This window comes from Rheinheimera mangrovi (assembly GCF_003990335.1).
Lineage (GTDB): Bacteria > Pseudomonadota > Gammaproteobacteria > Enterobacterales > Alteromonadaceae > Pararheinheimera > Pararheinheimera mangrovi.
This window is the reverse complement of the sequence record NZ_CP034683.1, coordinates 1590731-1614744: the sequence shown is the minus strand read 5'-3', so window position 1 is coordinate 1614744 and position 24014 is coordinate 1590731. Positions and strand designations below refer to the sequence as shown.

The following is a 24014-nucleotide window of genomic DNA, read 5'->3' as shown; positions in this document are numbered from 1 at the left end:
GAGAGCCCAAGCTGGACTAACTCAAACTATTACAACCAATCCTGCATTCTGGAGCGCAAGCGCACCAACGCCTGACTATGAATTTGACTGACCCTGGACTCACTGACATCCAGCACAGCACCAATCTCTTTCAAATTTAGTTCGTCATTATAATACAGCGACAACACTATAGCTTCTCGTTCCGGTAAGCTACTGATATTTTTTATCAATGCCTGCTGAAATGCATCATTTGCCTGTTGTTCGTACAAATGATCGTCTTCTTTATCATTTGCAGTCACTAACACATCATCTGAGATCCCCAGATCTTCGATACCAATAATGCGGCCGCTGCTAGCGTCACTAAGCATATGATGATACTCATCCAGAGATATATCAAGTTTTTCAGCAACTTCACTATCTTTTACATCGCGACCCAATTCAGATTCAAGCTCAGCAATAGCTTCAGCTATCATACGTGAATTACGGTGGACAGAGCGCGGAGTCCAGTCACCACGGCGAATTTCATCCAACATAGAGCCACGAATACGAATACCAGCGAAGGTTTCAAAGCTAGCTCCTTTACTGCCATCAAAGTTCTTCGCAGCTTCAATCAGACCTATCATACCGGATTGAATTAAATCATCCACTTGAACGCTGGCTGGCAGACGGGCTAACAAATGGTAGGCAATACGCTTAACCAGAGGTGCGTACCGTTCAACCATTTGGGTCAGATGATCAGCGGCACCGTAGGCCGCAAGTTTGCTATTCAAACCAGACCTCTCGCTTCAGGTTGTTGTACCAGTTGTTCCAGGAAAAACTCCAGATGGCCTGACGCCATCGGAGGCACAGGCCATTGCACTGCACGGGTAGCCAAAGTGCGAACAGCCAAAGAGGCTGGAGTTTTTGGAAAAGCATCGACAAAAGCTTTTTGTTTACGCGCTGCTTTTCTTACGTTTTCATCAAAGGGAATAGTAGCAACTAATTCAAGACTGACATCTAAAAAACGGTCTGTTACCCGGCTTAATTTGGCAAATAGTTCCTGACCTTCTTTTAAACTGCGCACCATATTGGCGACAATTTTAAAACGCTGTACACCGTGTTCACGGCTCAATATTTTCATTAAAGCGTAAGCATCGGTGATAGAAGATGGTTCGTCACAGACCACAACTAACACATCTTGAGAAGCACGAGAAAAACTCAATACCATATCGGAAATACCAGCAGCGGTATCCACCAGTAAAATATCAAACTTTGTCCGCATTTCGCTGAACGCCCGAATAAGACCAGCGTGTTCCACTGGCTTTAATTCGGTCATTGACTGAGTGCCTGAAGTTGCCGGCACAATTTTGATGCCAAAAGGCCCTTCAATCAGAATATCGTCTAATTCAGCTTCACCGGATAACACATGAAATAAGTTTTTTTGTACACGAAGCCCAAGCATTACGTCGCAGTTCGCTAATCCAAGGTCAGCGTCCAGTACCAATACTTTTTTTCCAAGCTGAGACATAGCCATGGCAAGGTTCAGAGTGACGTTAGTTTTACCCACGCCACCTTTGCCGCCTGTCACTGCTATGACTTTTACCATTTGTTGCTGCTGTTGTTGCTTCATTCTTCTCAGGCCACTGGCTTGATCATCATTCATCGGAAGATTATGCATAGGTTCCTTCCACTCGGGCTACTGAATCTGAATACCACTGATAGCCCGTACTACTGTTAGAGGTCCGTAACTGCTCTGCCTTGGCAACCATTATTTTCGCATCGGCCATTTCGATATCTTCAGGGACTCGTTGTCCGTTGGTCAAATAACTGACCGGTAACGCATTTTGGATTGCCACATTAATGATTTCTCCCAAACTTAAGCATTCATCAAGTTTGGTGAAAATACAACCCGCTAATGGAATACGTTTGAAATGCTCAACGGTTTCCTGCATGACGCGAGCTTGAGATGTTGCAGACAATACCAGATAACTTTTTATTTTAACACGCGAATTATGCACTAAAGACGCAAGTTTTTCAGCAAGGCGCACGTCGCGTTGGCTCATGCCTGCGGTGTCAATCAGAATTAATTTACGTTGTTGTAACTGATTTAACAGTGTCGCTAACTCTTCGCTGTCCTTTACCTGTTTCACCGGGCAACCAATAATGCGACCAAAGGTGGCTAGTTGCTCGTATGCGCCGATACGAAATGAATCTGTGGTAATTAACGCCACTTGATCTGCACCATGACGCTTAGCAAACTGAGCTGCAAGTTTGGCCACTGTGGTAGTTTTACCCACACCTGTAGGGCCTACTAGCGCTACTACACCACCACGACGCATAATGTCGTCATTGGTGGTGATCAACTGGCCAGTTAATAACTCTAACGCACTGTCCCAGGCTTCAGCATCGCTGATATCTTCTGGCATAAAACAGGCAATTTGATCAGCGACAGGCTCGGATAAGCCTAGTGCCAACAGCTTTTCAATCACCAGGGCCCGAACAGGTTCACGACGAGCTAAATCCTGCCACATTAAACCAGAGACTTGATGTTGCAGCAGTTGTTTCATCGAAGACATTTCGTTGCGCATTGCATCAAACTGTTTTTGCATCAGTTTGGCTTGTTGCTCCTGATAACGGGTCAATTCAGTCAGATTGACCATAGGCGCGCCGGAAGATTGACGTTCAACATCTGAAGGTGCTGAATTTGCGACCGAAAACAACGCATTGGTGGCTGCAGCAGTTTTTGTAGCCGCCATTTTATTGGCAGAGATAGCCTGAGCAGCCGCTGGTTGTTTGCTGATTTGACGGGCTAATAAAGCTTGCAGAGAGTCAGCAGGCACTTGCTCTGGTTCATCATCTACTTTGATATTCAAACGACTGCCTACCGCGGGCTGAGCTGCGACTTGAGCTGCAACAGCAGGTTCAGCCTTAGCCACAGACGGCGCGGCTTCCGGGTCTATAGCTGCTACAATTTCAACGCCGCCAGCCACTTTTTTATTCGACAGAATAATGGCATCAGGGCCTAAAAACTCTTTGACTTCTGTCAGAGCGGTGCGCATATCTTTGGCAACAAAGCGTTTGATTTTCATAGCTTAACTCCTAATTCGACTGGCCTACCACACTGACAATACGTATTTGTTTGTTGTCAGGGATCTCTTGGTAGGACAAAACCCGTAATCCTGGAATACTGTATTTCACGAATCGTGCCATAACTGATCGCAGAATGCCGGATGTCAGTAAAACTGCAGGTTCGCCGGCCAATTCCTGATTCTGACAGGCTGTGGCTAATGACTGTTGAATACGCTCAGCAAGGCCTGGTTCAATACCAGAGCCATCATTACCGGCCGATTGCATTGACTGATGTAACATCTGCTCTAAATCAGGAGCGAAGGTAATCACAGGTACTTCAGGCGCACTACCTACCACTTCCTGAATAATCAGCCGCTTTAACGCCACGCGGCAAGATGCGGTTAATACGTCAACATCCTGACTCTTCGAACCATAGTCCACCAGCGTTTGGACTATGGTGCGCATATCACGGATAGGCACACCTTCATGCAGCAGGTTTTGCAACACTTTCACTACGACTGTCAGCGGCAAGGTATCAGGCACTAAAGCATCCACCAACTTGGGTGAAGATTTAGCCAGCATATCCAGCAGATTCTGCACTTCTTCATGGCCCAGCAACTGTGCTGCGTTATTGGTTAAAATCTGGCTTAAATGAGTAGCGACCACCGTCGCCGCATCCACTACTGTATACCCTAAGGTTTGAGCATGTTCGCGTTGGCTCTTCGCTATCCAGACCGCCTCCAAACCAAAAGCGGGATCTTTTGTAGCTATGCCTTTGACTGTACCAAAGACCTGACCTGGGTTAATCGCCAGCTCGTTATCGTGGCGCAGCTCAGATTCGCCTGTGGTGACCCCCATCATAGTCACACGGTAGGTGTTTGGTTCTAAGTCCAGGTTATCGCGGATATGCACAGCAGGGATAAGGAAACCCAGTTCCTGAGATAGTTTTTTACGCACGCCTTTAATGCGGGTCAGCAATTCGCCGCCTTGTGCTTTATCAACCAGAGGAATTAAACGATAGCCAACTTCTAAACCTATGGTGTCAACTGGTTGCACATCGTCCCAACCTATTTCTTTGACAGGCGCCACTTCAACCGGAGTCGTCAGTTCAGCCTTTTTAATCGCAGCCGCTTTTTCTGCTGTAGGATTCTCTATCCGGTATAAATAATAGGCAGCACCGCCTACTATAGCCGCCAGAGTTAAAAAAGCCATATGAGGCATACCTGGCACTATACCCATAATAACTAAAATGCCACTCGCAATTACCAGCACTTTAAAGTTACTAAACTGACCTGCCATCAGGGTACCGAAGTCACCCTCTTTATTTTGGCGGGTGACGATGATGGCTGTACCCACAGACAACAACAGACCAGGGATTTGCGCCACCAGACCATCACCTATAGTCAACAAGGTATAAACCTGTACAGCTTCCATAAAGGCCAAATCGTGCTGGAGCACACCAATCACCAGGCCACCGATAATATTGATCACCATGATGACGATGCCCGCCATCGCATCGCCTTTTACGAATTTATTCGCACCATCCATCGAACCGTAAAAGTCGGCTTCCTCACCTATTTCTTCTCGGCGCTTACGGGCTTCATCCGCGTCGATAAAACCAGCGTTTAAGTCGGCGTCTATCGCCATTTGCTTGCCCGGCATTGCATCTAAAGTAAAACGGGCTGTGACTTCAGAAATACGGGCAGCACCAGAGGTAACCACCATCATGTTGATAATAATCAGGATAATAAAGACCACAAAACCTACGGCATAGTTACCACCTATTACCACTTCACCAAAGGCTTCCACCACTTTACCCGCAGCATCAGGGCCATTGTGACCTTCTAGTAAAATAACCCTGGTACTGGCGATATTCAGCGTTAATCGCAATATAGTCGCGACCAGAATCACACTGGGGAAAATAGCAAAATCTAAAGGTTTTCTGGTGTAGATAGTGATTAAAAGTACGACTAAACCCAATGTAATATTGAAGGTAAATAAAATATCCAGCATCAATGGAGGTAAAGGTAATACCACCATGGCAAGAGCTGCCAGGATCATTAACGGAGTGCCAACACCTTTGGCATAAGACCAAACTTCGGGATCAACGCGGGAAAACATTTGGGTCATCGACATAAAAAGCCTGACAAATTACTGACGCTACAGGCTGTTATACAAAAACTGTTCCACAATTTTAATGGCGATAATCTTCTGGAATAGGTAAGTCTCTCGCCAGATTTTTCGGCCGTTTTCCCTTGCCTTTTTTATACATGTTCAACTGATAGACATAAGCCAGAACCTGGGCAACAGCCGCAAATAACTGCTCAGGAATAGGATGATCCAGCTCAGTGGTGTAAAAAATAGAACGGGCTAAAGCCGGTGACTCTAGCACCGGAACTTTGTTTTCTTCGGCTAAACGACGAATATAAAGCGCGACTTCATCTGCCCCTTTTGCCACCACCACAGGAGCCCGGAACTTGGCCTGATCGTACTTCAGGGCCACTGCAAAGTGGGTCGGGTTGGTGACCACCACGTCAGCTGTAGGCACTGCGGCTATCATTCGACGCCTTGCAGCCTGATACTGCAAACTACGAATACGGCTTTTCACCCTGGGATCACCCTCTGAATTTTTGTATTCGTCTTTGACTTCCTGCAGCGTCATTTTTAGTTCTTTGTGGTGTTTCCACATCTGATAGGGTGCATCAATGGCAGCGATAACAATAACGCTGAAGCAAATACCAAAAAACACCCAGGCAAGAATTTCCGCTGAGGCAAAAATATCCTCCGGATTCGTCATCAGGGATAAGGCCATAATGTCGTCAAAGAAGGTAGAGAGCAGCGCAAAAGTTAAACCACCAATAACCAATACTTTGGCGATACTTTTAATCAGTTCTACCATAGCCTGCATACCAAACATCCGTTTGATGCCTGTCAGTGGATTCAGTTTGCTAAACTTGAAGCCAACCGCTTGCCAGGTGAAGTTATAACCGCCAACAAGCACGCTGCCCACATAAGCAGCCAGCAGGATCAGCAGGAAAAACTTCAGTAAACCGGGAAACAATTCAATTAATGCATCTTCCCAGACAGAGAACATTGAATAAGGATTAAAAATATCTTTCTCATCCAGCGACAGTAAACGACGACAAACCTCCAGTACTGAACCTGCTATCTCTTTGCCGAAAATTAAAATACCAGCACTGCTACCCACCAATACGCTAAAAGTTGACAGATCGCGTGAACGCGCAACCTGACCTTTCTTTCGGGTATCGTCCAGCTTTTTACTGGTGGGTTCTTCGGTTTTTTCCTGACCTGAGCTTGCCATCAGTAACTCCTAACAACCAATCAGCTTGCAGGTGTATTCAATACCATGCTGCCAGTTCAGATTAAAATGAAATAAGAAAGTGTCCATGGTCAGCCACATGATTAATAAACCTGACAACATGCTGATCGGCATACCTATAGAAAAAATGTTTAACTGCGGTGCGGTTCGGGTTAACACACCAAAGGCAATATTAACCACCAGCATGGCAGTCACAGGTGCCAATGTGATGGCTAACGCTGTGGCAATAATCCAACTGCCAAATTCGGCGACCTGCCAGTATTTATTCACATCCATCCACTGGCCATTAATAGGCAAAGATTCAAAGCTGAACACCACCATCTGAAACATAATCAGATGACCGTCGTATACCAAAAATAACAGAGTAGCCAAAATAAGGTAAAACTGACCTATAGCTGGCACTGATACGCCGTTAGCTGGGTCCGCCATAGCAGCGAAACCTAAGCCAGTTTGAGTAGCCAGAATTTGGCCAGCTGTGACAAAAGCCTGCACAAAAATCTGCGAAATAAGGCCTATAGCCAGCCCTATGACAATTTGTTGGATCATCTGCAGCACAAGATTCAGTGACATCAGATTGACGTCTTTCACCGGTGGTACCACAGGCATAATCATCACGATAAAAGCTGCACAAAAGGCGGCTTTGACCCGGGTGGGAATATTTTTGGCGCCAAAGGCTACCATGATAAACATCATGGCGGATACTCGGGCAAATGGCAGCATAAAGTCAGCAATAACCTGAAGTAACTGCTGTAGTGGGTATTCCATTAGCTAATAACCGTGGGAATGCTCAGATAGAGCTTCTCGGTGTAGTCCATAATGGTTTGAGTTAACCAATGACCACCATACATAAGAGCCAACAAAGTGACGATTAAACGGGGTAAAAAGCTTAAGGTTTGTTCGTTGATGGAAGTTGCAGCCTGGAATATAGACACAATTAAACCGACGATCAGTGACGGAATAATAGCCATGGAGACAATTAAAATCACCAGCCAAAGTGCGTCACTTAATATATCAACAAATACCTCTGGACTCATGTCCCCACTCCGTAGCTGGTGGCTAAAGTCCCCATCACCAGCAACCAGCCATCTACCAAAACAAACATCATCAATTTAAAAGGCAAGGCAATAATCATGGGAGATAACATCATCATACCCATAGCCATCAGAATACTTGCAACGACCAGATCAATAATCAGGAAAGGGATGAAAATCATAAAACCAATCTGGAAAGCGGTTTTCAATTCACTGGTAACAAAAGCCGGGATCACCACAGTAATAGGTAAATCAGCTACATTATCTACCTTAGGTGTACCTGCTATTTCAGCAAAAGTTTCCAGATCTTTCATCCGGGTTTGATGCAGCATAAAAGCCTTCATCGGCTTTATGGCTTCATCAAAGGCTTGAATTGAAGTAATTTGTTCTGCCAGATAAGGTTGCAACGCTTTTTGATTCACTTCATCAAATACAGGCGCCATGATAAAAAAAGTCATAAAGACCGTGATGCCAATTAATACCTGGTTCGAAGGGGAGGATTGAAGGCCTATGGCCTGACGTAAAATGGCCAATACCACGATAATGCGGGTAAAGCAGGTCATCATAATAACCATGGCAGGCAGGAAACTCAGGGCCGTCATCACTGCCAGAACTTGCAGTGTTACGCTATAGTCCTGCGAACCATCCGGGTTGGTGGTGACAGATAAAGCAGAAAAAGCCCCCCCCTGCTGCGCTAGCAGATCAGGGGATAAAAATAATAAAACTAGCGCAAGTAATGGCCACATATTAAGGTTTCGACTTTTGTTTTTGTAGAAGTGCCTGAAACTGAGTACGCCAGTCTGGCACCACCTGATCGTCAACTAAAGGTTGGTCTAATTCAAACAACATATTGATTTGATTAGAAGTCACACCCAACACCCGTTGTTTTCCCTGCACTTCAATCACCAGAATGCGTTCACGGGGACCGAGCATCACAGAGCTGACAATTTTGATATGGCTGGAACCCGGTAGTTTGAGCGCCAGCTTCTTATACAACCAGGCCAGACCAAACAATAACCCCAGTACAATGATTAAAGAGCCAAACACATTCATAATGGTCATGGCATTCATACCATTGCCTTGTGCTGTTGGCGCAGTGCTGACGGCTGTTGCGACAGTTTCTGCGACAGCTAAGGCCGGACTAAGTGAAATGGCTGCAGACAACAACCGCATTAGCGCAGCTTCTTGATACGTTCAATCTGACTTATAACGTCCGTCAGACGAATACCAAACTTATCGTTCACCACAACCACTTCACCGTGGGCTATTAGTGTACCGTTGACAAGCACATCCAGAGGCTCACCGGCCAGGCGTTCCAGCTCTACCACAGACCCCTGATTTAATTGAAGTAGATTACGAATACTGATTTTGGCTCGCCCTACTTCCATTGAGATAGTGACTGGAATATCTAAAATAGTATCCAGTTTACGTTTCTCATCCACGGTCAGTTGAGCGGGTTCTTCTTTGAGTTCGTCCAGCTCAACCGCAGAAGCTCCGCTGCTGCCTTCAGCTTCAGCTAAAGCTGCTGCCCATTCGTCCATGGTATCTTGTTCATTGGCCATGATTATCTCTCCACACGTTCAGATAAGTTTAAATCCGCTTCCAGCTCACTGATATCTGCATCGCTGTCCAGGCGACGTCCGCCCTTAGTGAACACATGCATCTCTGATTTAACGGATTCAGGTCGTTTAATTTTTTCAATAATTTTTAGGGCAACATTGTCGCGGGAGCGTCCCAATTTGGCTCTATAGGTAGGTAAATCTTCAATTAATACCGTAATGTGATCTGGCATTTCCACCGGAATAATATCACCAGCCTGCATATTCATCAGTTGTTCCAGTGTCACCTCTACATCCAGCATTTTGGTCGTCAGATCCACTTTCACATCCATAATTTCGTCACGCAGCGCTTTACTCCAACGTAAGTCAGTATCTTCTTTATCACTTTGGACACCAGCGTCAAGCAATTCGCGGATAGGTTCCAGCATTGAATAAGGCAGGGCTACATGGAAGTCACCACCACCACCGTCCAGCTCAATGTGGAATGAACTAATAACAACCACTTCTGTTGGACTGACTATGTTGGCCATAGCAGGGTTGACCTCTGAATCCAGGTATTCAAAGGACACGTCCATCACAGGAGCCCAGGCTTCTTTGTAATCTTCAAAGATAAGCTTTAAAAGCATCTGGATGATACGGCGTTCCGTCGGAGTAAATTCGCGGCCTTCAATTTTGGCATGATAGCGACCATCACCACCAAAGAAGTTGTCCACCAGAATAAACACCAGACGGGCTTCCATGGTAATCAAGCCTGTGCCTTTTAACGGACGGAACCGCACCATGTTCAGACTGGTTGGAACAAAGAGGGTGTGAACATATTCACCAAATTTAATCATTTGCACGCCGTTAATTGACACTTCGGCGGTACGGCGCATCATATTAAACAAACTGATCCGCATATGACGGGCAAAACGTTCATTAACCATTTCGAGCGTGGGCATACGACCACGTACGATACGATCCTGCGAGGAAAAGTCATATTCAGTCGCAGACCGCCCGCGACCGTCGCCACTATCCTCGACCTCTTCTTCTTCTACGTCATCGACACCATGCAGTAGCGCGTCAATTTCGTCCTGGGACAATAAATCAGTCAAGCTGTTGCTCTCTTATTGCATCACAAAGCCAGTGAACAGTACTTCTTCCACTACATCACTGCCAGCCACGCCAGTTAAGGCTTCCTGCACTTCTTTTAGTGCCTTTTTCTTAAGATTTTCTTTACCTTCAACAGTAATTAACTCTTCAGCATTACTGGCACTGAAGATACGTAACAAGGTGCTTTCTAGCAGAGGAATATGTACTTTGGCTGTTTCTTCATTATTACTGCCACGTACTAACAACTGCACTTTAATCTGCACCAGACGGTCTTTACTTGCACCTGGTACATTAAAAATAAAAGGCCGCGGCATACTGACATACATAGCTGTCCCTTTGGCAGCCAAAGCATTTGGATCTGTCGCGACCACAGTTTCAGCTGCTCCAGCTTCAGCAGGCGCAGGTTCAGCTGAACCACCTGACATCATAAAAACCGCCACGACAGCAACAACGGCCAGCACCACAACGCCACCAATGATGATGATCAGTTTTTTCTTCTTTGCATGGCCTTCACCAATTTCTAAGTCTTTACCCGCAGCCATTTTTATTCCTTATCCACTGTGATGAAGCCGTATTATTGACCTCGGCATTCATCAAAGGCAATCTCTAACTGTGTATCTGCTGCTTTTCTACCCTTCTGAACTGATACAACAGAGCTACAGTCTCATTTATTGCAATATTGACCCAATGCCTGAAGTATTTTCAGGCGTAATAATCCACTACGCGGTCAGAGTTTTTTGTTGGCAACAGCACAGGATCAACAGTCTCGTCAGAAGCGTTCAACGCCGTAACTGTACTATTTCCACCTGCTGCACGACGTCCACCTTCCTGACCTGCAGACGATTGGTTTTGCTGTTGTACCGATCCCTGACTCAATTCAATGCCTTGCTGCTGCAATAATTCTTTTAGTTTTGGCATTTGCTGTTCCATCAGCTCTTTGGCATTGCCTTGCTGAACCGTAAACTGCACAGACATTTGGTCCTGCTGCAGATTAATTTTGATCTGCATTGAGCCTAATTCGGAGGGGTCTAAACGAATTTCAGCGGTGTGCACCTTGTCTTTCACCATCATCAGCATTTTTTCTTTTAACTGATTCGACGCTTCAGGCTGGATCAGATTCAGCTTCTGCCCCAACTGATCGACTTGTTTTTGACTAGCTTCGGAAACCATTTCACGGCCTGATACTGAAATAGCCTGACTGGTTTTTTCCAGGCTGGATTTCAGCTGATTGCTAAATGAGTTCGTATCTGTCGCCAGAGTATGACTGCCTTTTTGTTGTTCAGTCACAGTCAAAATAGTTTCGGCTGAGCCCTGCTGCGAAGGTTCGCCAGAAGAAGAGGACGATGCGCCTTGTTCTCCTTGCGTTGTCAGTGCACCAGACTGGACTTGCTTTAATACTTCTTCAGTAGTGACTTTAGCTTCTGTCGCCGGAGCTTTTGCTTGTTGTGCTGCAGGAGCAATTAATGCCGCTGCACTTTGTGCCTGCACTGAGACTTTTGGCTCTGCCATTACTGTTGGCGTTATGACTGTTTCAGATTCAGATTCAGTTACAATCTTACTGTCAGGAGTAACTATTGCATTGCTTTTTGGTACTGCGCGCGCCGGCTCAGACTGCAGTATTGTTTGGCTGGATGCTGTTGTAGATCCCGGCATTTCGGCTGCGTGTTCAGCCTGATTTAGCTTATCGGTCTCTGTTATTGCCTGTAGCGTTTTTTCTGGCTGATTAAACTGCTTTATTTCAGATTTTGCTTTTATTGGGTTTGCTGTCTGATTTACCAGACTGGTTTCAGATGTAACCTTTGGTTGTTTTTCTGCCTGATTCCCCAGACTGGTTTCAGCTGTAACCTTGGGTTGTTTTTCTGCCTGATTCCCCAGATTTGTTTCAGTTGCAACCTTTAGCGGCTTTTCCGCCTCAGCAGACTGCGCAGTTTGTGCTGTCTGCTCCATAGCTTTCAACTGTTTTTCGATATGAGCCGTGGTCTTGCTTTGATCAGGTCCTGTATCTTTCTGCACACCTGACTGTAGCTTGTCTGTCGCTGTAATTTTCTCTTTGGCTTCTGATACAGCGAATTCAGGCTCTGACGTTGCTGTTTGTTTTAACGCCGTATCAGCAGTCTGGTTTTTTCCTGCAACAGTGTTGCCCGTCTGAGCGAGCGACTTTATCGCTTTTAATTCTTCAGCAGTCAGGCGTGAAACATCACCTTGATCCGTCAACAGCTTTTCATCCAGCACAATGGAACCATCTTTCTGTTCGCCGGTTTTTGCTTTGTCTGACCTGATGCTCTGAGTATCTAAGATGGTCTGAGCCTTAGCTTTGTCATTGTGCTCTGTTGTAGTCAGCGTTTCCTGTACGACAACAGCGGCAGAAACAGCAGCGGCCTCTTTTGCAGCATCTTTATTATCAGAGTCAGTTTTGCTTAAGCGCTGCTGCAAACTTTTTGCTTTTTCTAGTAAGTTTAACCAGTGTGATTGCTCAGCTTCATCTTTGTCATTCTGCACTAAGCCTGAATCCGATCCTGCGGATAACAGAACGTCTTCGTCAACGGCGTCAACCTCTGCGGAGCTCACAGATTTGGGGTTATCATTTTTCACATCAGAGGAGGTTGTTCCTTGCCCAATAGTAGCCCCTTTACTATCGGCACTGTCGGAGGCATTATTCTGCCGCGTTTTAGCTAAAGATTTTGCAGATTTTTCCGGGTGTTTCCCATTCACTTCAGTAGCCAGAGTGGCAGCGAAACTTTGATCAGGTTCTGATGCTCCGTCATTTGACTGCATAACTTGTGGCTTTGCTGCTGGCACAGGCTCAGCATTTAGCAGTGTCATTGATAAAAATTCAGCCATCGGTCACTCCGGTCCTGGTGCAAGACGTTTAATTGCTGCTGTTGTTATTAGCCTGCTCAATGCAGACAAAATCACTTCACGCACGACATAATAGAAAAGACATACAAAATACGCGCCACACTTAACTGACTCTGCGGAAAAATTGCTGTGTGGCAATTTCGTCCAACATTTTTTGTTCCTGTTTATCTGCCTTACGCTGTATCTCAGTCAGCTCACGTTCAATTAATATTTCCATGGCCTTACGCTTTTTTTGCATCGCAAGCAATTGCGCTAAACGCTGATCGGCATTGGCTTTGGCTTGTTGCACATACTGTTGTTGCGCCGTTAAAGCCGCATCAAGTTTGCCGATGAAATTTAAATACTGATTAAACTGCCGGCTTGCCATACCTTCCTGACCACGGCTTTGGGTTTGCTGTACGTATTCGATACGGTAATCCGCCAGCCCCTGATACTTTTGTTGCATCGACTGATAGTTATGTAGTGCGGCTCTGTATTGAGCCTGTAACTTATCTTCTTTTTCCTGCTGTACTTTGACCAGCAGTTGAAGTTGCGCCAATGCCATAACTTATCGTCCCAAATGTGCAGGTAAAAGTTTATCCAGTTGCGTCAGACTTTCGTCATAAGGCACAACCTCTTTCATTTCCTGCTGTAAAAAACCACGGATTTTTGGCATCAGAGTCACAGCCGCGTCAAGTTGCGGATCTGCTCCTTTGACGTAAGCGCCAATAGAAATTAGATCTTTGCTTTGCTGATAGGAGGCATACAGCTGTTTGACAGCACGTGCCAGCTTTTGATGTTCCATACTGGTGACTGCCGGCATAACCCGGCTGATGGATTTTTCAATATCGATGGCCGGAAAATGGCCACTGTCCGCCAGTTGACGTGATAGAACTATGTGACCATCTAAAATAGCGCGGGACGCATCAGCAATAGGATCTTGTAAATCATCGCCTTCAGATAGTACGGTATAAAAAGCAGTAATGGACCCCTGACCAACAGCACCATTACCCGCCCGTTCAACCAGCGCCGGTAATTTGGCAAATACTGAAGGTGGATAACCTTTGGTCGCTGGCGGCTCACCCACAGCCAATGCAATTTCGCGCTGCGCTTGTGCATAACGGGTGATGGAATCGAGCAGCAGCAATACATCCAGTCCCTGCTCGCGGAAATACTCAGCAACCTGCACTGCAGTTTCACAGCCTTTTAAACGCATCAGGGGCGATACGTCGGCAGGAGCAGCAACTACCACCGAGCGCTTACGACCTTCCTCGCCCAGAATTTCGTCAATAAATTCTTTAACCTCACGGCCCCGCTCACCCACCAGCCCCACTACGATCACATCAGCTGCAGTACCCCGGGTCATCATGCCAAGCAGCACAGACTTACCTACGCCAGAACCGGCAAACAACCCCATACGCTGACCTTTGCCGACAGTAATAATGCTGTTGATAGCACGCACGCCGACATCAAGCGGTGCATGAATAGGCTGACGTTGTAATGGATTAATAGGAGGTTTTTTCGCGCCGCCAAATTCCTGACTTAAAATAGGGCCTTTGCCATCCAGTGGTTTACCCGCACCGTCAATAACCCGCCCCAGCAATGCCATAGTCAAAGGCACTCCTTTAAAGTCATTCAGCGGGGTCACTTTAGCGCCGGGCACTACACCGGACACGTCATCTTTAGGCATCAGAAAAATGCGGTCATTGGCAAATCCTACCACTTCAGCAAAAAGCTGGCCTGATGCGGTTTCCACATGGCAAGTCTGACCTATAGCCGCGGTGCAGCCTGTAGCTTCCAGAGTCAAGCCGACTACCCGGACTAACCGTCCAGCCAGATTCGGCCTGCTTTTCTGAATGTGCTGCAGCTGCTGCTTTAGATTGGCGGCTAATTGTGACGACGACATAAAACTCCTTAAACACAGCCTGCACCAAAGCAGGACTTGATATTAATCAGGAGAATGCAAGAAATGCTCCAGACTGCTTTGCAATCTGTGTTTTATACTTCTGTCCATCGAAGACAGTGGTGTTTCCAGTAAACAACCACCACGTTCAATTGCAGGATCTGAGCGCAGTTGCCAGTGCCGTTCGGCTAATTGCTCGGCGCTGAAATGCTGTTCAACTATGGCTACATCCTCTGGATGAAGTTTGATCAGTATATGTTCGGTTTGCAGCGGCAATACAGAGGTCGCATCGGACAAAGTTTTTAAAATAACCTGTGAGTTGGTTTTGCATTCGACCGCAATGACAGCTTCCGCCATTGCCAGACAAAGTTGCAGCAGTTGCTGCTCCACCTGCTGATCAACTTGCAATAAAGGCTGCTGCAGTTGATCCAGCAAAGTAGCCAGCTCCAGCTTCTTCTGTTCAATCTCTTCAGCAGCTTGTTCCAGGCCTAATTTTTTACCTTCGGCCTGACCATGGGCTATACCATCAGCAGTGCCTTGTTCACGGCCTTCTTCGTAACCTTTGGAAAAACCTTCTTCTTTGCCCTGACCAAAGCCCTCTTCAAAAGCGGCCTGACGAATTTGTTCAATATCGTCCGCCGTCAAAGGCTTGATTGCCAGTTGCGCTTCTTCGTCCACTTCAGCCGCTGTGGCCTTTTGTAATGGCAGCGTTTTATTCAGCGCATTCGTTTTACCTGGCGGCGCCTTCTTGTCACTGCTGAGGTCAGGGCTGGGCCAACGTTTGAGCAACTCCAGCAACTCATCCGTTGGCGCAAAAGGTTGTTTGGTACGAAAAGGATCCATGGTCATACAGCTTTACTCCAGCATCCTGTTACAGGAAGTCTTCACCACCACCACCACCTAACATAATTTCACCGGCGTCTGCCAGACGGCGAGCCACTGACAGTATATCTTTTTGTGCCGCTTCCACTTCACTAACCCGAACCGGGCCCATGGCTTCAAGATCGTCATTGAGCAGTTCAGCCGCACGTTTGGACATATTTTTCAGGATTTTCTCTTTTAAGTCGCCATCAGCGCCTTTCAGTGCTTTCATCAAGGCATCCTGCTGTACTTCACGCAGTATGGTTTGAATGGCTCTGTCGTCCACATCCAGCAGGTTTTCGAAGACAAACATCAGATCCTGAATTTGTTGCGCCATCTCTTCATCGTGTTCACGAATCGCATCCATCAACTGACCTTCAACATTGGTATCGAGGTAGTTCATGATATCGGCCGCTGCTTTTAAGCCGCCCATTTTCGCGGCCTGAGCACCAGCTTGACCCGCAAACTGTTTCTCCATAATTTCGTTTAATTCTTGCAATGCTGCAGGTTGAACTTCTTCAAGGTTGGCTATACGCATGGTTAAGTCTAAGCGCACTTTTTCCGGGAACTGAGACAGAATTTCGGCCGACTGCTCCGGCTCTAAATAAGACAATACAATAGTCTGGATCTGCGGGTGTTCGTTGCGGATGATATTCGCCACCTGCTTCGAGTCCATCCATTTCAGGGAATCCAGACCTTTGGCACCACCACCCAGAATAATCTGGTCGATAAGGTTCGAGGCTTTTTCTTCGCCTAAAGCCGCCGTTAATGCACGGCGGATAAAGTCTTCGCTCTGGAAGCCTATGGTACTGAAGTTCTGAATCTGTTCGATAAAAAGTTTATGTACAGCAGAAATTTTAGCCTGGTTCAGATCGTCAATCTGCGCCATTGCCATACCGACCTTTTGCACTTGTTTTGGCTCAAGGTGTTTTAATATCTGCGCGGCATCCTCTTCTGACAAACTCAGCAACAGGATGGCGGCTTTTTCCACGCCATCTAATTTGCCTACGTCAAAACCCGGCTTGATGTTTTCAACATTACTCATCTTCGGCTAACCAATTTTTAACGACCAGTGAGGACAATTCAGGCTCATTCGCCACCAGGGCACGAACCGCTTTTAACAGATCTTCATCACCATGTAAGTCTGGCAGCATCAAAGTGCCATCTGCAGCGAAACCAACAGATTTCGAATCAAACTCACGAGTTAACATATCCATGGTTTCATCACCCAGATCCAGGCCGCTGGTTAATGAAGATTCATCATAAACTTCCTGCGTATCTTCTGGGTAAATCAGTTTCTTCAGCATTGGGCGAACCACAGCTACTATCAGCACTATGATAATCAGGGTACCCATCACCAGTTTAAGTACACGGGCAAACCACTCCTGTTCATAAATCGGTGGTTCTATGGCTTCAACCATGACACTGCGGGCAAAAGGCACGGACACTACTTCTATAGTATCGCCCCGTTGCACATCAAAACCAATGCCGCCTTGCAATAAACGCCGAATATTAGCAATTTCAGCCTGAGAGCGGATTTGTGGTTCAGTTACGGTGCCGTCAGCAGAAGTAGTACCAGGTAAGTAATCAACAGCAACAGAGACACTGATACGACGGATTAAACCAGACTGCTGAGTTGAATGACTAATGGTGGTATCCAACTCATAGTTGCGGGTCATTTCTTTGGTATTACGGCCTGGCACTACAGATTTAGCCGCATCTGCTCCAACGGCCTGTTCTGGAATAGCACTGTTCAACGGTGGCTGGTTAGTTAAAGCACCAGGGATCCCACCTAAACCACCGCCAACACTGTTTTCCTCAATACTCATTTCACTGCGTACTGCAGGTAAGTCCGGGTTAAAGCGTTTTTGGGTTTGTTCAACAGCAGTAAAATCCATCAATAAATCGACCTGAGCCGTGTAGTTATCGACTCCCAGCACTGGAATTAAAATGGAGTCAATTTTCTGACGATATTCTTCTTCACGGGCGCGTTCCATTTCGTATTCTTTGCGACTACGGGCAGAGGAAGCGTCCTGTGAGCCGCTGTTGAGTAAACGACCATTTTGATCCGTTACAGTAACACGGCTTGGCTCAAGACCTTGCACTGCAGAAGCCACCAAATCGACGATGGAATCCACTTCACCTTCTTTTAAGCTTTTACCGCCTCTGACCGTCACCATCACAGTGGCTGAAGGTTGTTTTTCCCGGCGGGCAAAAATATTCTCTTTTGGAATAGCCAGCAACACACGTGCTGTGGCAATACTCTGAAATTGTTCAATAGTACGGGCAAGTTGTTGTTCGCGGCTGTGCTTTAAGCGCTCCATCTCCAAACGCTGGCTGACACCAAAACCACTGTCCTGCATCAGTATTTCATCGCCTGTGGTTTGTTCCTGCTGTAAACCTGCCCGGGCCAGCTTCAGTTTAATGTCCTGATATTCTTTACCAGACACCATCACCACCTGACCTTCAAGCTTGTAGTCGACCTTTTGGCCATCCAGATAGTCCAGAGTTTCAATCAACTCTTTGGTTTCGAAAGTGCCCAAAGGCCGCATATCGGGTTCACGCGCCCATAAAATAATCAGTACAGCTAATGCAATACAAATGGTTAAAGCGACAATCAGACTGATTTGTCGCACCATATCCATGCCACCGCCCATAGAGCCAAGAAAGCCGGATTTCTGCTCTTGTTGCACTGGAGTACTGCTGCCAAAGTCATCTGACGATATTGCCAGCTCAGTTGAGGTACCTTCTGCCACTTGTTATTCCCCTCGCCTTAGACCGGCATCGACATAATTTCTTTGTAAGCTTCGACCAACTTGGTCCGCACCTGCACTGTAGCTTCAAAGGCCAAAGAGGCTTTTTGCCCTGCCAGCATAGCTTGCGCTAAAGACACTTTTGGATCGCCCATTTCAACAGCAGTGCTGAGTTGGCGGCTTTCGCCCTGCAGACCATTCACCTTGTCCAAGGCACCTTTGAGCATGGCTGAAAAGTCGGATTGACTAGTATTTTGCTCAGGCAGAGCCGGAATGCTAAATTCTGAAGGCACACTCTGGACTTGCGAAGCGAGGGATTGAAGTTCCTGATAAAGACTATGACCTTGACCTTGAATGTTCATCTGCTGTGACCTGTCAAAATATTGCTATTACTACGATTAATAGAGGTGAAGCAGGGATCGTGCCAGTATTTAGGGTCAGAGCCTTGACACTGATCCCGCAAGCGTTAAAAGGGAGATAAAAATATCGGTACAAAACAGCCACTTAAAACCCATAAAGGAGGGTTATACAAGGGCTGGAATTCTAACTGGAAGGAAGTAAAAAAAGGGCCAGAGCCTTGGCTCTGACCCTAGGGTTCAGGCAGGTAACTGTATACCGGACTCACGCATCCGGGCTAATTTATATCTTAGAGTTCTGGCGCTAATACCCAGGCGCTCAGCGACTTCTTTGCGGCTATTGGCGCAGGCACGCATGGTTTCCAGAATAATACGGTGTTCCTGCTCATAAATTTCAGATTTAAATACGCTGACATCCAGATCGCCCGCCTGAGCTACAGGCGCATCAGGCATGCTATCTAGCATATTGGGTGCGGATTCGAGCAGAATATCGGCCGCATTAATTTGATCACCATCACAAATAATCAAAGCACGTTGCACTATGTTATCCAACTCACGCACATTACCAGGCCAGTAGTGTTGCATCAGTTTGTGCTGGGCTGCATAGCTTAAGCTGGGCTGCGGCATACCTGTGCTACGACAATGCCGTTCTAACAAGTGCATTGCCAGCGGCACTATATCAGCCGGACGTTCTGCCAAAGCTGTCCAGGTCAGTGGAAACACATTTAGACGATAATACAAATCTTCGCGGAATTTACCTTCAGCCACAGCCTGTTTTAAATCTCTGTTACTGGTGGCTATCACCCGCACATCCAATTTAATGGTTTTGCGTGCACCTAAACGCTCTACTTCACGTTCCTGCAACACCCGCAGTAGTTTCGCCTGCAGGTTTAAATCCATTTCACTGATTTCATCCAGCAAAATAGTGCCTTGCTGAGCTTGTTCGAACTTGCCGGGACAGGCTTGAATAGCACCGGTAAAGGCCCCTTTTTCGTAACCAAACAAGGTAGCTTCCAGCATATTTTCCGGAATAGCGGCACAGTTAATAGCGACAAAAGGACCATCAGGACGGCCGCTTTGTTGGTGTATATAGCGCGCCAGCACTTCTTTACCTGATCCACTTGGGCCCAGCACCAGCACATTGGCATCAGAACGGGCAACTTTTGCGGCCAATTTCACCAGTTGTTTGCCCTGCTCGGAATGAACTACGGGTTCAATAGTCGCGACTTCAGCCCCTAAGGCATAGCGGCTGACCATATTGATCAGCACTTCAGGTGAAAAAGGTTTAGCTAGATAATCGACAGCGCCATTGCGTATAGCGACCACAGCATCATTGACGTTAGCGTAAGCCGTCATCATCAACACAGGTAAAGAAGGGTAATTCAGCTTCACCGTCTTGAGTAAATCTAAACCTGACATAGTGCCCATTTGCACATCACTGATCAGCAAAGAGATTTTATGATCTTTTAACAGCTGCAAGCCTTGCTCAGCACTTTGGGCTGGCACCACCTGATAATTCGCCAGAGCCAGCGTGTCACACAATGCTTCGCGTAAGCCGGCATCATCTTCAACGACCAAAATACTAGTTGTTTGCATAACTTAACTCCTGACCTGCTGTGACAGGCACATAGACGGGAAACAATAATTCGAAACGGGCGCCACCCAATTCTGAAGCGCAATAGCGGATAGAGCCATTGTGAGAATGAGCAACAGCCTGCACCACGGCTAAACCAAGGCCTGTGCCTTGACTGCGGGTGGTAAAAAAGGGTTCAAAAATTTGTTGTTGTAAATGCTCTGGTACACCGGGACCATTGTCTTCAACCGCAATCATCACCAGCTGCGGATTAACCTTATCTAAACGGGCTTCGAGCTTTAGCACAGCGCCCTGACCGATAATTTGCATGCTGTTTTGCACTAAATTTTGGATGGCGCCAGCTAAACTGCGGGGGTTTCCCAGAATTTGTACGTCTGGCTCTGGTAATTGAATCTGGATCTGGCTTTGCTGTTGCTCCACCAAAGCTTCAACTCCGGCAAACACTTCACTTAGCAGGCGCTGCAAGGATAAAGGCTCCACCTGTTGTTCACGCCCTGCACGGGCAAATAACAGCATGTCATTGACCTGCTGTTCTAAATCCACCAGACGGGCGACCAGCTTGTGCTGAAACTGCTCACGTGAGTTTGGATTCAATTTGGGACTGGTTAAGTTCTGGGCATACAGCAAAGCTGAAGATAAAGGCGTACGAATTTGATGTGCCAGCGATGCCATCATTTTGCCAAGGGTGGATAAACGCTGCAGATGGGCCAGACGACTTTGCAACTGACGGGTTTCCGTCAGATCTGTTAAAACAATGAGCTGTCCGGCTTCAGGCTCTAACGAACTGATAGCCAGTTTTACTCTGCGACCATCCAGTAAAGATACTTCCATACCATCATCGCTGCGGGGCCGGAATGACCGGGCTATCACATCCAGCCAGCGCTGACCAACTAAAGGTTCACCCAACATGGAAATAGCAACAGGATTGGCTTCAGCCACATAACCACGTTCATCCAGCACTATGACGGCTGTTGGCAGGTTATTAACTAAATGCTGTAGACGACGGGCCTGACGGGCCGTATGAATGGCAGTTGCAGCAGGTGTAGCACTATCTGGCTGCACTTTTTTTTCAACTGTTGCAACATAAGCAAAAGCTTTGGCTGTACTCATAACGTCTTCGCAAATGAATTGACACTAGCCATTCAAATGCACAAGACATGCCACAATTCAAAATCGACTTAATAACTTTAAAATCAGCAAGTTAACAGGTCATTTTTTTGACAACCACGCAATTAAGCCTGATTCTCATCCCGCATTAAATTGTATTTCCGCATCTTTTCAACCAGCGTAGTACGGCGCAGACAAAGAATATCTGCAGCCCTTGCCACCACATACTCGTGCCGCTCCAGCGCCTGAGTAATTAAGGAAACTTCCAGTTCAGCTAAAAACTCTTTTAAATCCATGCCATGTTCAGGTAATAACTCAAGACTACCGGATTGAGTGAAATTCAGCTCTTGTGAGGATTCATCTTCATCCTCAGAACTTTGGAACAATTCATTGATAGCATCCCTCTCCAGTAATGCATCCGGATAGACAGGCACATAGGTATCCACTTCCAGATGACGGTATTTTTGTGGCAACTCAGCCACATCGACCACCTGATTGGGGAACATAATAGCCATTCGTTCAACCAGATTAGCCAGCTCACGAACATTGCCAGGCCACGGATGCAGCTTTAAGCTTTCAAGTGCACGCTCGGTAAACTTCACTTTGGCATGGCCTTGCTGCTCAGTGCGGATAATCAGTTCCTGCACCAACAAAGGTAAATCGTCGCTTCTGTCACGCAGCGCCGGGGTTTCTATAGGAAACACATTCAGGCGATAAAACAAGTCTTCCCGAAAGCGCCCTTCTTCAATCATATTCTCCAGAGCTCTGTGGGTCGCAGCAATAATACGCACATCAGCACGAATAGGCTGACTGCCGCCAACCCGCTCATAAACCCGCTCCTGCAGCACCCTTAATAACTTGACCTGCATCGGCAAAGGCATATCGCCAATTTCATCCAGAAACAGCGTACCGCCCTGCGCCAGCTCGAAACGGCCTTTACGGGTAGAAATAGCACCGGTAAAGGCACCTTTCTCATGACCAAACAGCTCACTCTCCAACAGTTCTGCCGGAATAGCACCGCAGTTCAGTGGCACAAAAGGCCCCTGATGACGGTTGGATAACACATGAATATTGCGAGCGACTACTTCTTTACCTGTGCCTGAATCACCAAGAATTAATACATTGGCATCCGTTTTGGCCACTTGCTGAATTAAGAAACGTACTTGTTGCATGGCCTGAGTTTGTCCGACCATCCCTATAAAACGGGATTGCTCGCACTGACCTTTCTGACCTGGCAATAAGCGCTGATATTCCTGACAGTCACGTAGTAATTGAGTAAAAGACGCGTAAGAAAAAGGTTCTGTCAGTAGGCCAACCACATTGGCCAAGCCTAAATGATGCTTCAGGGTTTCACCCAGCAATAAAAATGCACAAGCGGGATAACGGCGGATCAGTTGTTCATGATCCTGACTGGATAAAGCGCCCAGTAAAATGACGGCTTGAGAACCTGCATCTAAATGCTGGTCTAACTCATGGTAATTCAATTGCTGATAAGCTTCAGAAATAAAACTAAGCACAGCACCTAAACGAGAGGTGCGTTGTTCCTGCTGATCCAGAATATAGAGCTTGGTGGTCATAAGACTCAGACTTTTATTGCTTTTTACTCATTCTACAAAGCTTGTCTGAGGTTGCAAGGTAAAACGCTATTTTTTTGACACTGCTGTCAAAAAAATAGCGTTTTAGAATAGAGTCAGAACACATTTTCAGTGCTGATTAAGCTAACAGCTTTAAGGCTTGTTGTTGAGACACTCGACCCTGACTGACCACTGACAAAGACGCTTGTTCACGAACGCCGGCAGCCACTTGTTCTGATACCGCTTTGGCATAGTCCAGATCCTGAATACGGCTGATGGCATCCTGCTCATTTACATTCTGAGTCTGAAGATTACGGGCAGTAGACTGCAAGGCGTTAATGGTCGCGCCTAAATCGGTTCTGTTGTTATCCACCACTTGTGCAGAACTCTGAATTGATTTCAGTGAAGCCTGAGCACTTTCAGCAGATGATAAGTCGATGCTAAAAGCACCTGAGTCCGTTAAACGACTTGATAAATCCTGAGTTTTGATACCAATGCTGCCATTACCTGTCTCCACAGGAACAGTACCTTCTTGATTAAATAGCTTGATACCGGCAAATTCAGTATTTTTAATCTGGTCCTGAATACTGGCTGAGTAGGCATCAGCTTGTTTTTGCAAAGCCTGACGGTCTGAAGCAGTTAAAATGCCACTACCAGCCTGCACAGCTAAACGGCCCATTTCGTTCAGATTGTCTGTTACGCCCTGCAAGCCTTGATCGGCCACAGTAGCTAAAGATATGCCATCGTATACATTCTGAGTGCCCTGAGCAGAGGCATTCGCACTTTGAGTTAAGCGGTTGGCTATCTGTAATCCTGCAGCATCATCAGCAGCGCTGTTAATACGCCGGGCTGTGGCTAATTTTTTCAGCAGATTTTCAGATTCATTAGAATTGAATTTCAACTGATTTTCATTGGTAAAGGAGTTACTGACTTTCATACGACTACCTCAGGCAATTCCCGAATGGGCTAGCTATGTTAG

At 46.5% G+C, this 24014-nt stretch carries 23 protein-coding genes; all 23 read right to left on the bottom strand.

Annotation, left to right across the window (positions count from 1 at the left end; genetic code table 11):
• Positions 1–29: 29 nt before the first annotated feature.
• A complete protein-coding gene (locus EK374_RS07385; RefSeq protein ID WP_127021557.1) occupies positions 30–749 on the bottom strand; it encodes an RNA polymerase sigma factor FliA in 720 nt (239 codons plus the stop codon).
• Positions 746–1636 (bottom strand): MinD/ParA family protein, encoded by an 891-nt coding sequence (locus EK374_RS07380; protein WP_127021555.1) that lies wholly within the window; start codon positions 1634–1636, stop codon positions 746–748. Before EK374_RS07380 ends, EK374_RS07385 begins: the two co-directional genes overlap by 4 nt.
• Positions 1629–3047, bottom strand: a complete 1419-nt coding sequence (gene flhF / locus EK374_RS07375; RefSeq protein ID WP_127021553.1) for a flagellar biosynthesis protein FlhF — start codon at positions 3045–3047, stop codon at positions 1629–1631. Before flhF ends, EK374_RS07380 begins: the two co-directional genes overlap by 8 nt.
• A gap of 10 nt (positions 3048–3057) precedes the next feature.
• A complete protein-coding gene (gene flhA, locus EK374_RS07370) occupies positions 3058–5163 on the bottom strand; it encodes a flagellar biosynthesis protein FlhA (RefSeq protein ID WP_127021551.1) in 2106 nt (701 codons plus the stop codon).
• 58 nt (positions 5164–5221) lie between these two features.
• Positions 5222–6349, bottom strand: coding sequence for a flagellar biosynthesis protein FlhB (flhB, locus tag EK374_RS07365; protein WP_206099302.1), 1128 nt, complete (start codon positions 6347–6349; stop codon positions 5222–5224).
• A 9-nt stretch (positions 6350–6358) separates the two neighbouring features.
• Positions 6359–7132: a flagellar biosynthetic protein FliR gene (gene fliR / locus EK374_RS07360; protein ID WP_127021548.1), complete on the bottom strand. Its 774-nt coding sequence runs from the start codon at positions 7130–7132 to the stop codon at positions 6359–6361.
• A complete protein-coding gene (fliQ, locus tag EK374_RS07355) occupies positions 7132–7401 on the bottom strand; it encodes a flagellar biosynthesis protein FliQ (RefSeq protein ID WP_127021546.1) in 270 nt (89 codons plus the stop codon). Before fliQ ends, fliR begins: the two co-directional genes overlap by 1 nt.
• Entirely contained in the window at positions 7398–8144 is a 747-nt protein-coding gene (fliP, locus tag EK374_RS07350; protein ID WP_127021543.1) for a flagellar type III secretion system pore protein FliP, read from the bottom strand. The genes fliQ and fliP overlap by 4 nt, the downstream gene beginning before the upstream one ends.
• 1 nt (position 8145) lies before the next feature.
• The gene (gene fliO, locus EK374_RS07345; protein ID WP_127021541.1) at positions 8146–8571 is read right to left on the bottom strand and encodes a flagellar biosynthetic protein FliO; all 426 of its coding nucleotides are present in this window, start codon (positions 8569–8571) and stop codon (positions 8146–8148) included.
• A complete protein-coding gene (fliN, locus tag EK374_RS07340; protein ID WP_127021539.1) occupies positions 8571–8960 on the bottom strand; it encodes a flagellar motor switch protein FliN in 390 nt (129 codons plus the stop codon). Before fliN ends, fliO begins: the two co-directional genes overlap by 1 nt.
• Positions 8961–8962: 2 nt before the next feature.
• A complete protein-coding gene (fliM, locus tag EK374_RS07335; protein WP_127021537.1) occupies positions 8963–10051 on the bottom strand; it encodes a flagellar motor switch protein FliM in 1089 nt (362 codons plus the stop codon).
• A 12-nt stretch (positions 10052–10063) separates the two neighbouring features.
• The gene (fliL, locus tag EK374_RS07330; protein ID WP_127021535.1) at positions 10064–10591 is read right to left on the bottom strand and encodes a flagellar basal body-associated protein FliL; all 528 of its coding nucleotides are present in this window, start codon (positions 10589–10591) and stop codon (positions 10064–10066) included.
• 160 nt (positions 10592–10751) lie between these two features.
• Positions 10752–12890, bottom strand: coding sequence for a flagellar hook-length control protein FliK (locus tag EK374_RS07325; protein WP_127021533.1), 2139 nt, complete (start codon positions 12888–12890; stop codon positions 10752–10754).
• A 121-nt stretch (positions 12891–13011) separates the two neighbouring features.
• Complete coding sequence (gene fliJ / locus EK374_RS07320; RefSeq protein ID WP_127021531.1) at positions 13012–13452, bottom strand: flagellar export protein FliJ; 441 nt, start codon at positions 13450–13452, stop codon at positions 13012–13014.
• Between the two features lie 3 nt (positions 13453–13455).
• Positions 13456–14793 carry a flagellar protein export ATPase FliI gene (gene fliI / locus EK374_RS07315; protein ID WP_127021529.1) on the bottom strand — a complete coding sequence of 446 codons (1338 nt, stop codon included), beginning with the start codon at positions 14791–14793 and terminating at the stop codon, positions 13456–13458.
• Positions 14794–14835: 42 nt separating this feature from the next.
• Positions 14836–15639: a flagellar assembly protein FliH gene (gene fliH / locus EK374_RS07310; RefSeq protein WP_127021527.1), complete on the bottom strand. Its 804-nt coding sequence runs from the start codon at positions 15637–15639 to the stop codon at positions 14836–14838.
• Positions 15640–15661: 22 nt separating this feature from the next.
• Positions 15662–16696, bottom strand: a complete 1035-nt coding sequence (gene fliG / locus EK374_RS07305) for a flagellar motor switch protein FliG (protein WP_127021525.1) — start codon at positions 16694–16696, stop codon at positions 15662–15664.
• Complete coding sequence (fliF, locus tag EK374_RS07300; RefSeq protein WP_127021523.1) at positions 16689–18407, bottom strand: flagellar basal-body MS-ring/collar protein FliF; 1719 nt, start codon at positions 18405–18407, stop codon at positions 16689–16691. The genes fliG and fliF overlap by 8 nt, the downstream gene beginning before the upstream one ends.
• A 17-nt stretch (positions 18408–18424) precedes the next feature.
• Positions 18425–18766 (bottom strand): flagellar hook-basal body complex protein FliE, encoded by a 342-nt coding sequence (fliE, locus tag EK374_RS07295; RefSeq protein ID WP_206099301.1) that lies wholly within the window; start codon positions 18764–18766, stop codon positions 18425–18427.
• 234 nt (positions 18767–19000) lie between these two features.
• Positions 19001–20356 carry a sigma-54-dependent transcriptional regulator gene (locus EK374_RS07290; protein ID WP_127021521.1) on the bottom strand — a complete coding sequence of 452 codons (1356 nt, stop codon included), beginning with the start codon at positions 20354–20356 and terminating at the stop codon, positions 19001–19003.
• The gene (locus EK374_RS07285) at positions 20343–21464 is read right to left on the bottom strand and encodes a sensor histidine kinase (protein ID WP_127021519.1); all 1122 of its coding nucleotides are present in this window, start codon (positions 21462–21464) and stop codon (positions 20343–20345) included. The genes EK374_RS07290 and EK374_RS07285 overlap by 14 nt, the downstream gene beginning before the upstream one ends.
• A 122-nt stretch (positions 21465–21586) precedes the next feature.
• Positions 21587–23038: a sigma-54 dependent transcriptional regulator gene (locus tag EK374_RS07280; RefSeq protein ID WP_127021517.1), complete on the bottom strand. Its 1452-nt coding sequence runs from the start codon at positions 23036–23038 to the stop codon at positions 21587–21589.
• Between the two features lie 136 nt (positions 23039–23174).
• On the bottom strand, positions 23175–23972 hold the full coding sequence (locus EK374_RS07275) for a flagellin (RefSeq protein WP_127021515.1): 798 nt from the start codon (positions 23970–23972) through the stop codon (positions 23175–23177).
• Positions 23973–24014 lie beyond the last annotated feature (42 nt).

What these genes read in the sequence shown, in the direction of transcription:
- EK374_RS07290 (WP_127021521.1), bottom strand. Translation starts at nt 20,356, where the DNA reads ATGCAAACAACTAGTATTTTGGTCGTTGAAGATGATGCCGGCTTACGC.
- fliL (WP_127021535.1), bottom strand. Translation starts at nt 10,591, where the DNA reads ATGGCTGCGGGTAAAGACTTAGAAATTGGTGAAGGCCATGCAAAGAAG.
- fliP (WP_127021543.1), bottom strand. Translation starts at nt 8,144, where the DNA reads ATGTGGCCATTACTTGCGCTAGTTTTATTATTTTTATCCCCTGATCTG.
- flhF (WP_127021553.1), bottom strand. Translation starts at nt 3,047, where the DNA reads ATGAAAATCAAACGCTTTGTTGCCAAAGATATGCGCACCGCTCTGACA.
- fliE (WP_206099301.1), bottom strand. Translation starts at nt 18,766, where the DNA reads ATGAACATTCAAGGTCAAGGTCATAGTCTTTATCAGGAACTTCAATCC.
- fliG (WP_127021525.1), bottom strand. Translation starts at nt 16,696, where the DNA reads ATGAGTAATGTTGAAAACATCAAGCCGGGTTTTGACGTAGGCAAATTA.
- EK374_RS07275 (WP_127021515.1), bottom strand. Translation starts at nt 23,972, where the DNA reads ATGAAAGTCAGTAACTCCTTTACCAATGAAAATCAGTTGAAATTCAAT.
- flhA (WP_127021551.1), bottom strand. Translation starts at nt 5,163, where the DNA reads ATGTCGATGACCCAAATGTTTTCCCGCGTTGATCCCGAAGTTTGGTCT.
- fliI (WP_127021529.1), bottom strand. Translation starts at nt 14,793, where the DNA reads ATGTCGTCGTCACAATTAGCCGCCAATCTAAAGCAGCAGCTGCAGCAC.
- EK374_RS07280 (WP_127021517.1), bottom strand. Translation starts at nt 23,038, where the DNA reads ATGACCACCAAGCTCTATATTCTGGATCAGCAGGAACAACGCACCTCT.
- EK374_RS07325 (WP_127021533.1), bottom strand. Translation starts at nt 12,890, where the DNA reads ATGGCTGAATTTTTATCAATGACACTGCTAAATGCTGAGCCTGTGCCA.
- fliN (WP_127021539.1), bottom strand. Translation starts at nt 8,960, where the DNA reads ATGGCCAATGAACAAGATACCATGGACGAATGGGCAGCAGCTTTAGCT.
- flhB (WP_206099302.1), bottom strand. Translation starts at nt 6,349, where the DNA reads ATGGCAAGCTCAGGTCAGGAAAAAACCGAAGAACCCACCAGTAAAAAG.
- fliQ (WP_127021546.1), bottom strand. Translation starts at nt 7,401, where the DNA reads ATGAGTCCAGAGGTATTTGTTGATATATTAAGTGACGCACTTTGGCTG.
- fliH (WP_127021527.1), bottom strand. Translation starts at nt 15,639, where the DNA reads ATGACCATGGATCCTTTTCGTACCAAACAACCTTTTGCGCCAACGGAT.
- fliJ (WP_127021531.1), bottom strand. Translation starts at nt 13,452, where the DNA reads ATGGCATTGGCGCAACTTCAACTGCTGGTCAAAGTACAGCAGGAAAAA.
- fliR (WP_127021548.1), bottom strand. Translation starts at nt 7,132, where the DNA reads ATGGAATACCCACTACAGCAGTTACTTCAGGTTATTGCTGACTTTATG.
- fliO (WP_127021541.1), bottom strand. Translation starts at nt 8,571, where the DNA reads ATGCGGTTGTTGTCTGCAGCCATTTCACTTAGTCCGGCCTTAGCTGTC.
- EK374_RS07380 (WP_127021555.1), bottom strand. Translation starts at nt 1,636, where the DNA reads ATGCATAATCTTCCGATGAATGATGATCAAGCCAGTGGCCTGAGAAGA.
- EK374_RS07285 (WP_127021519.1), bottom strand. Translation starts at nt 21,464, where the DNA reads ATGAGTACAGCCAAAGCTTTTGCTTATGTTGCAACAGTTGAAAAAAAA.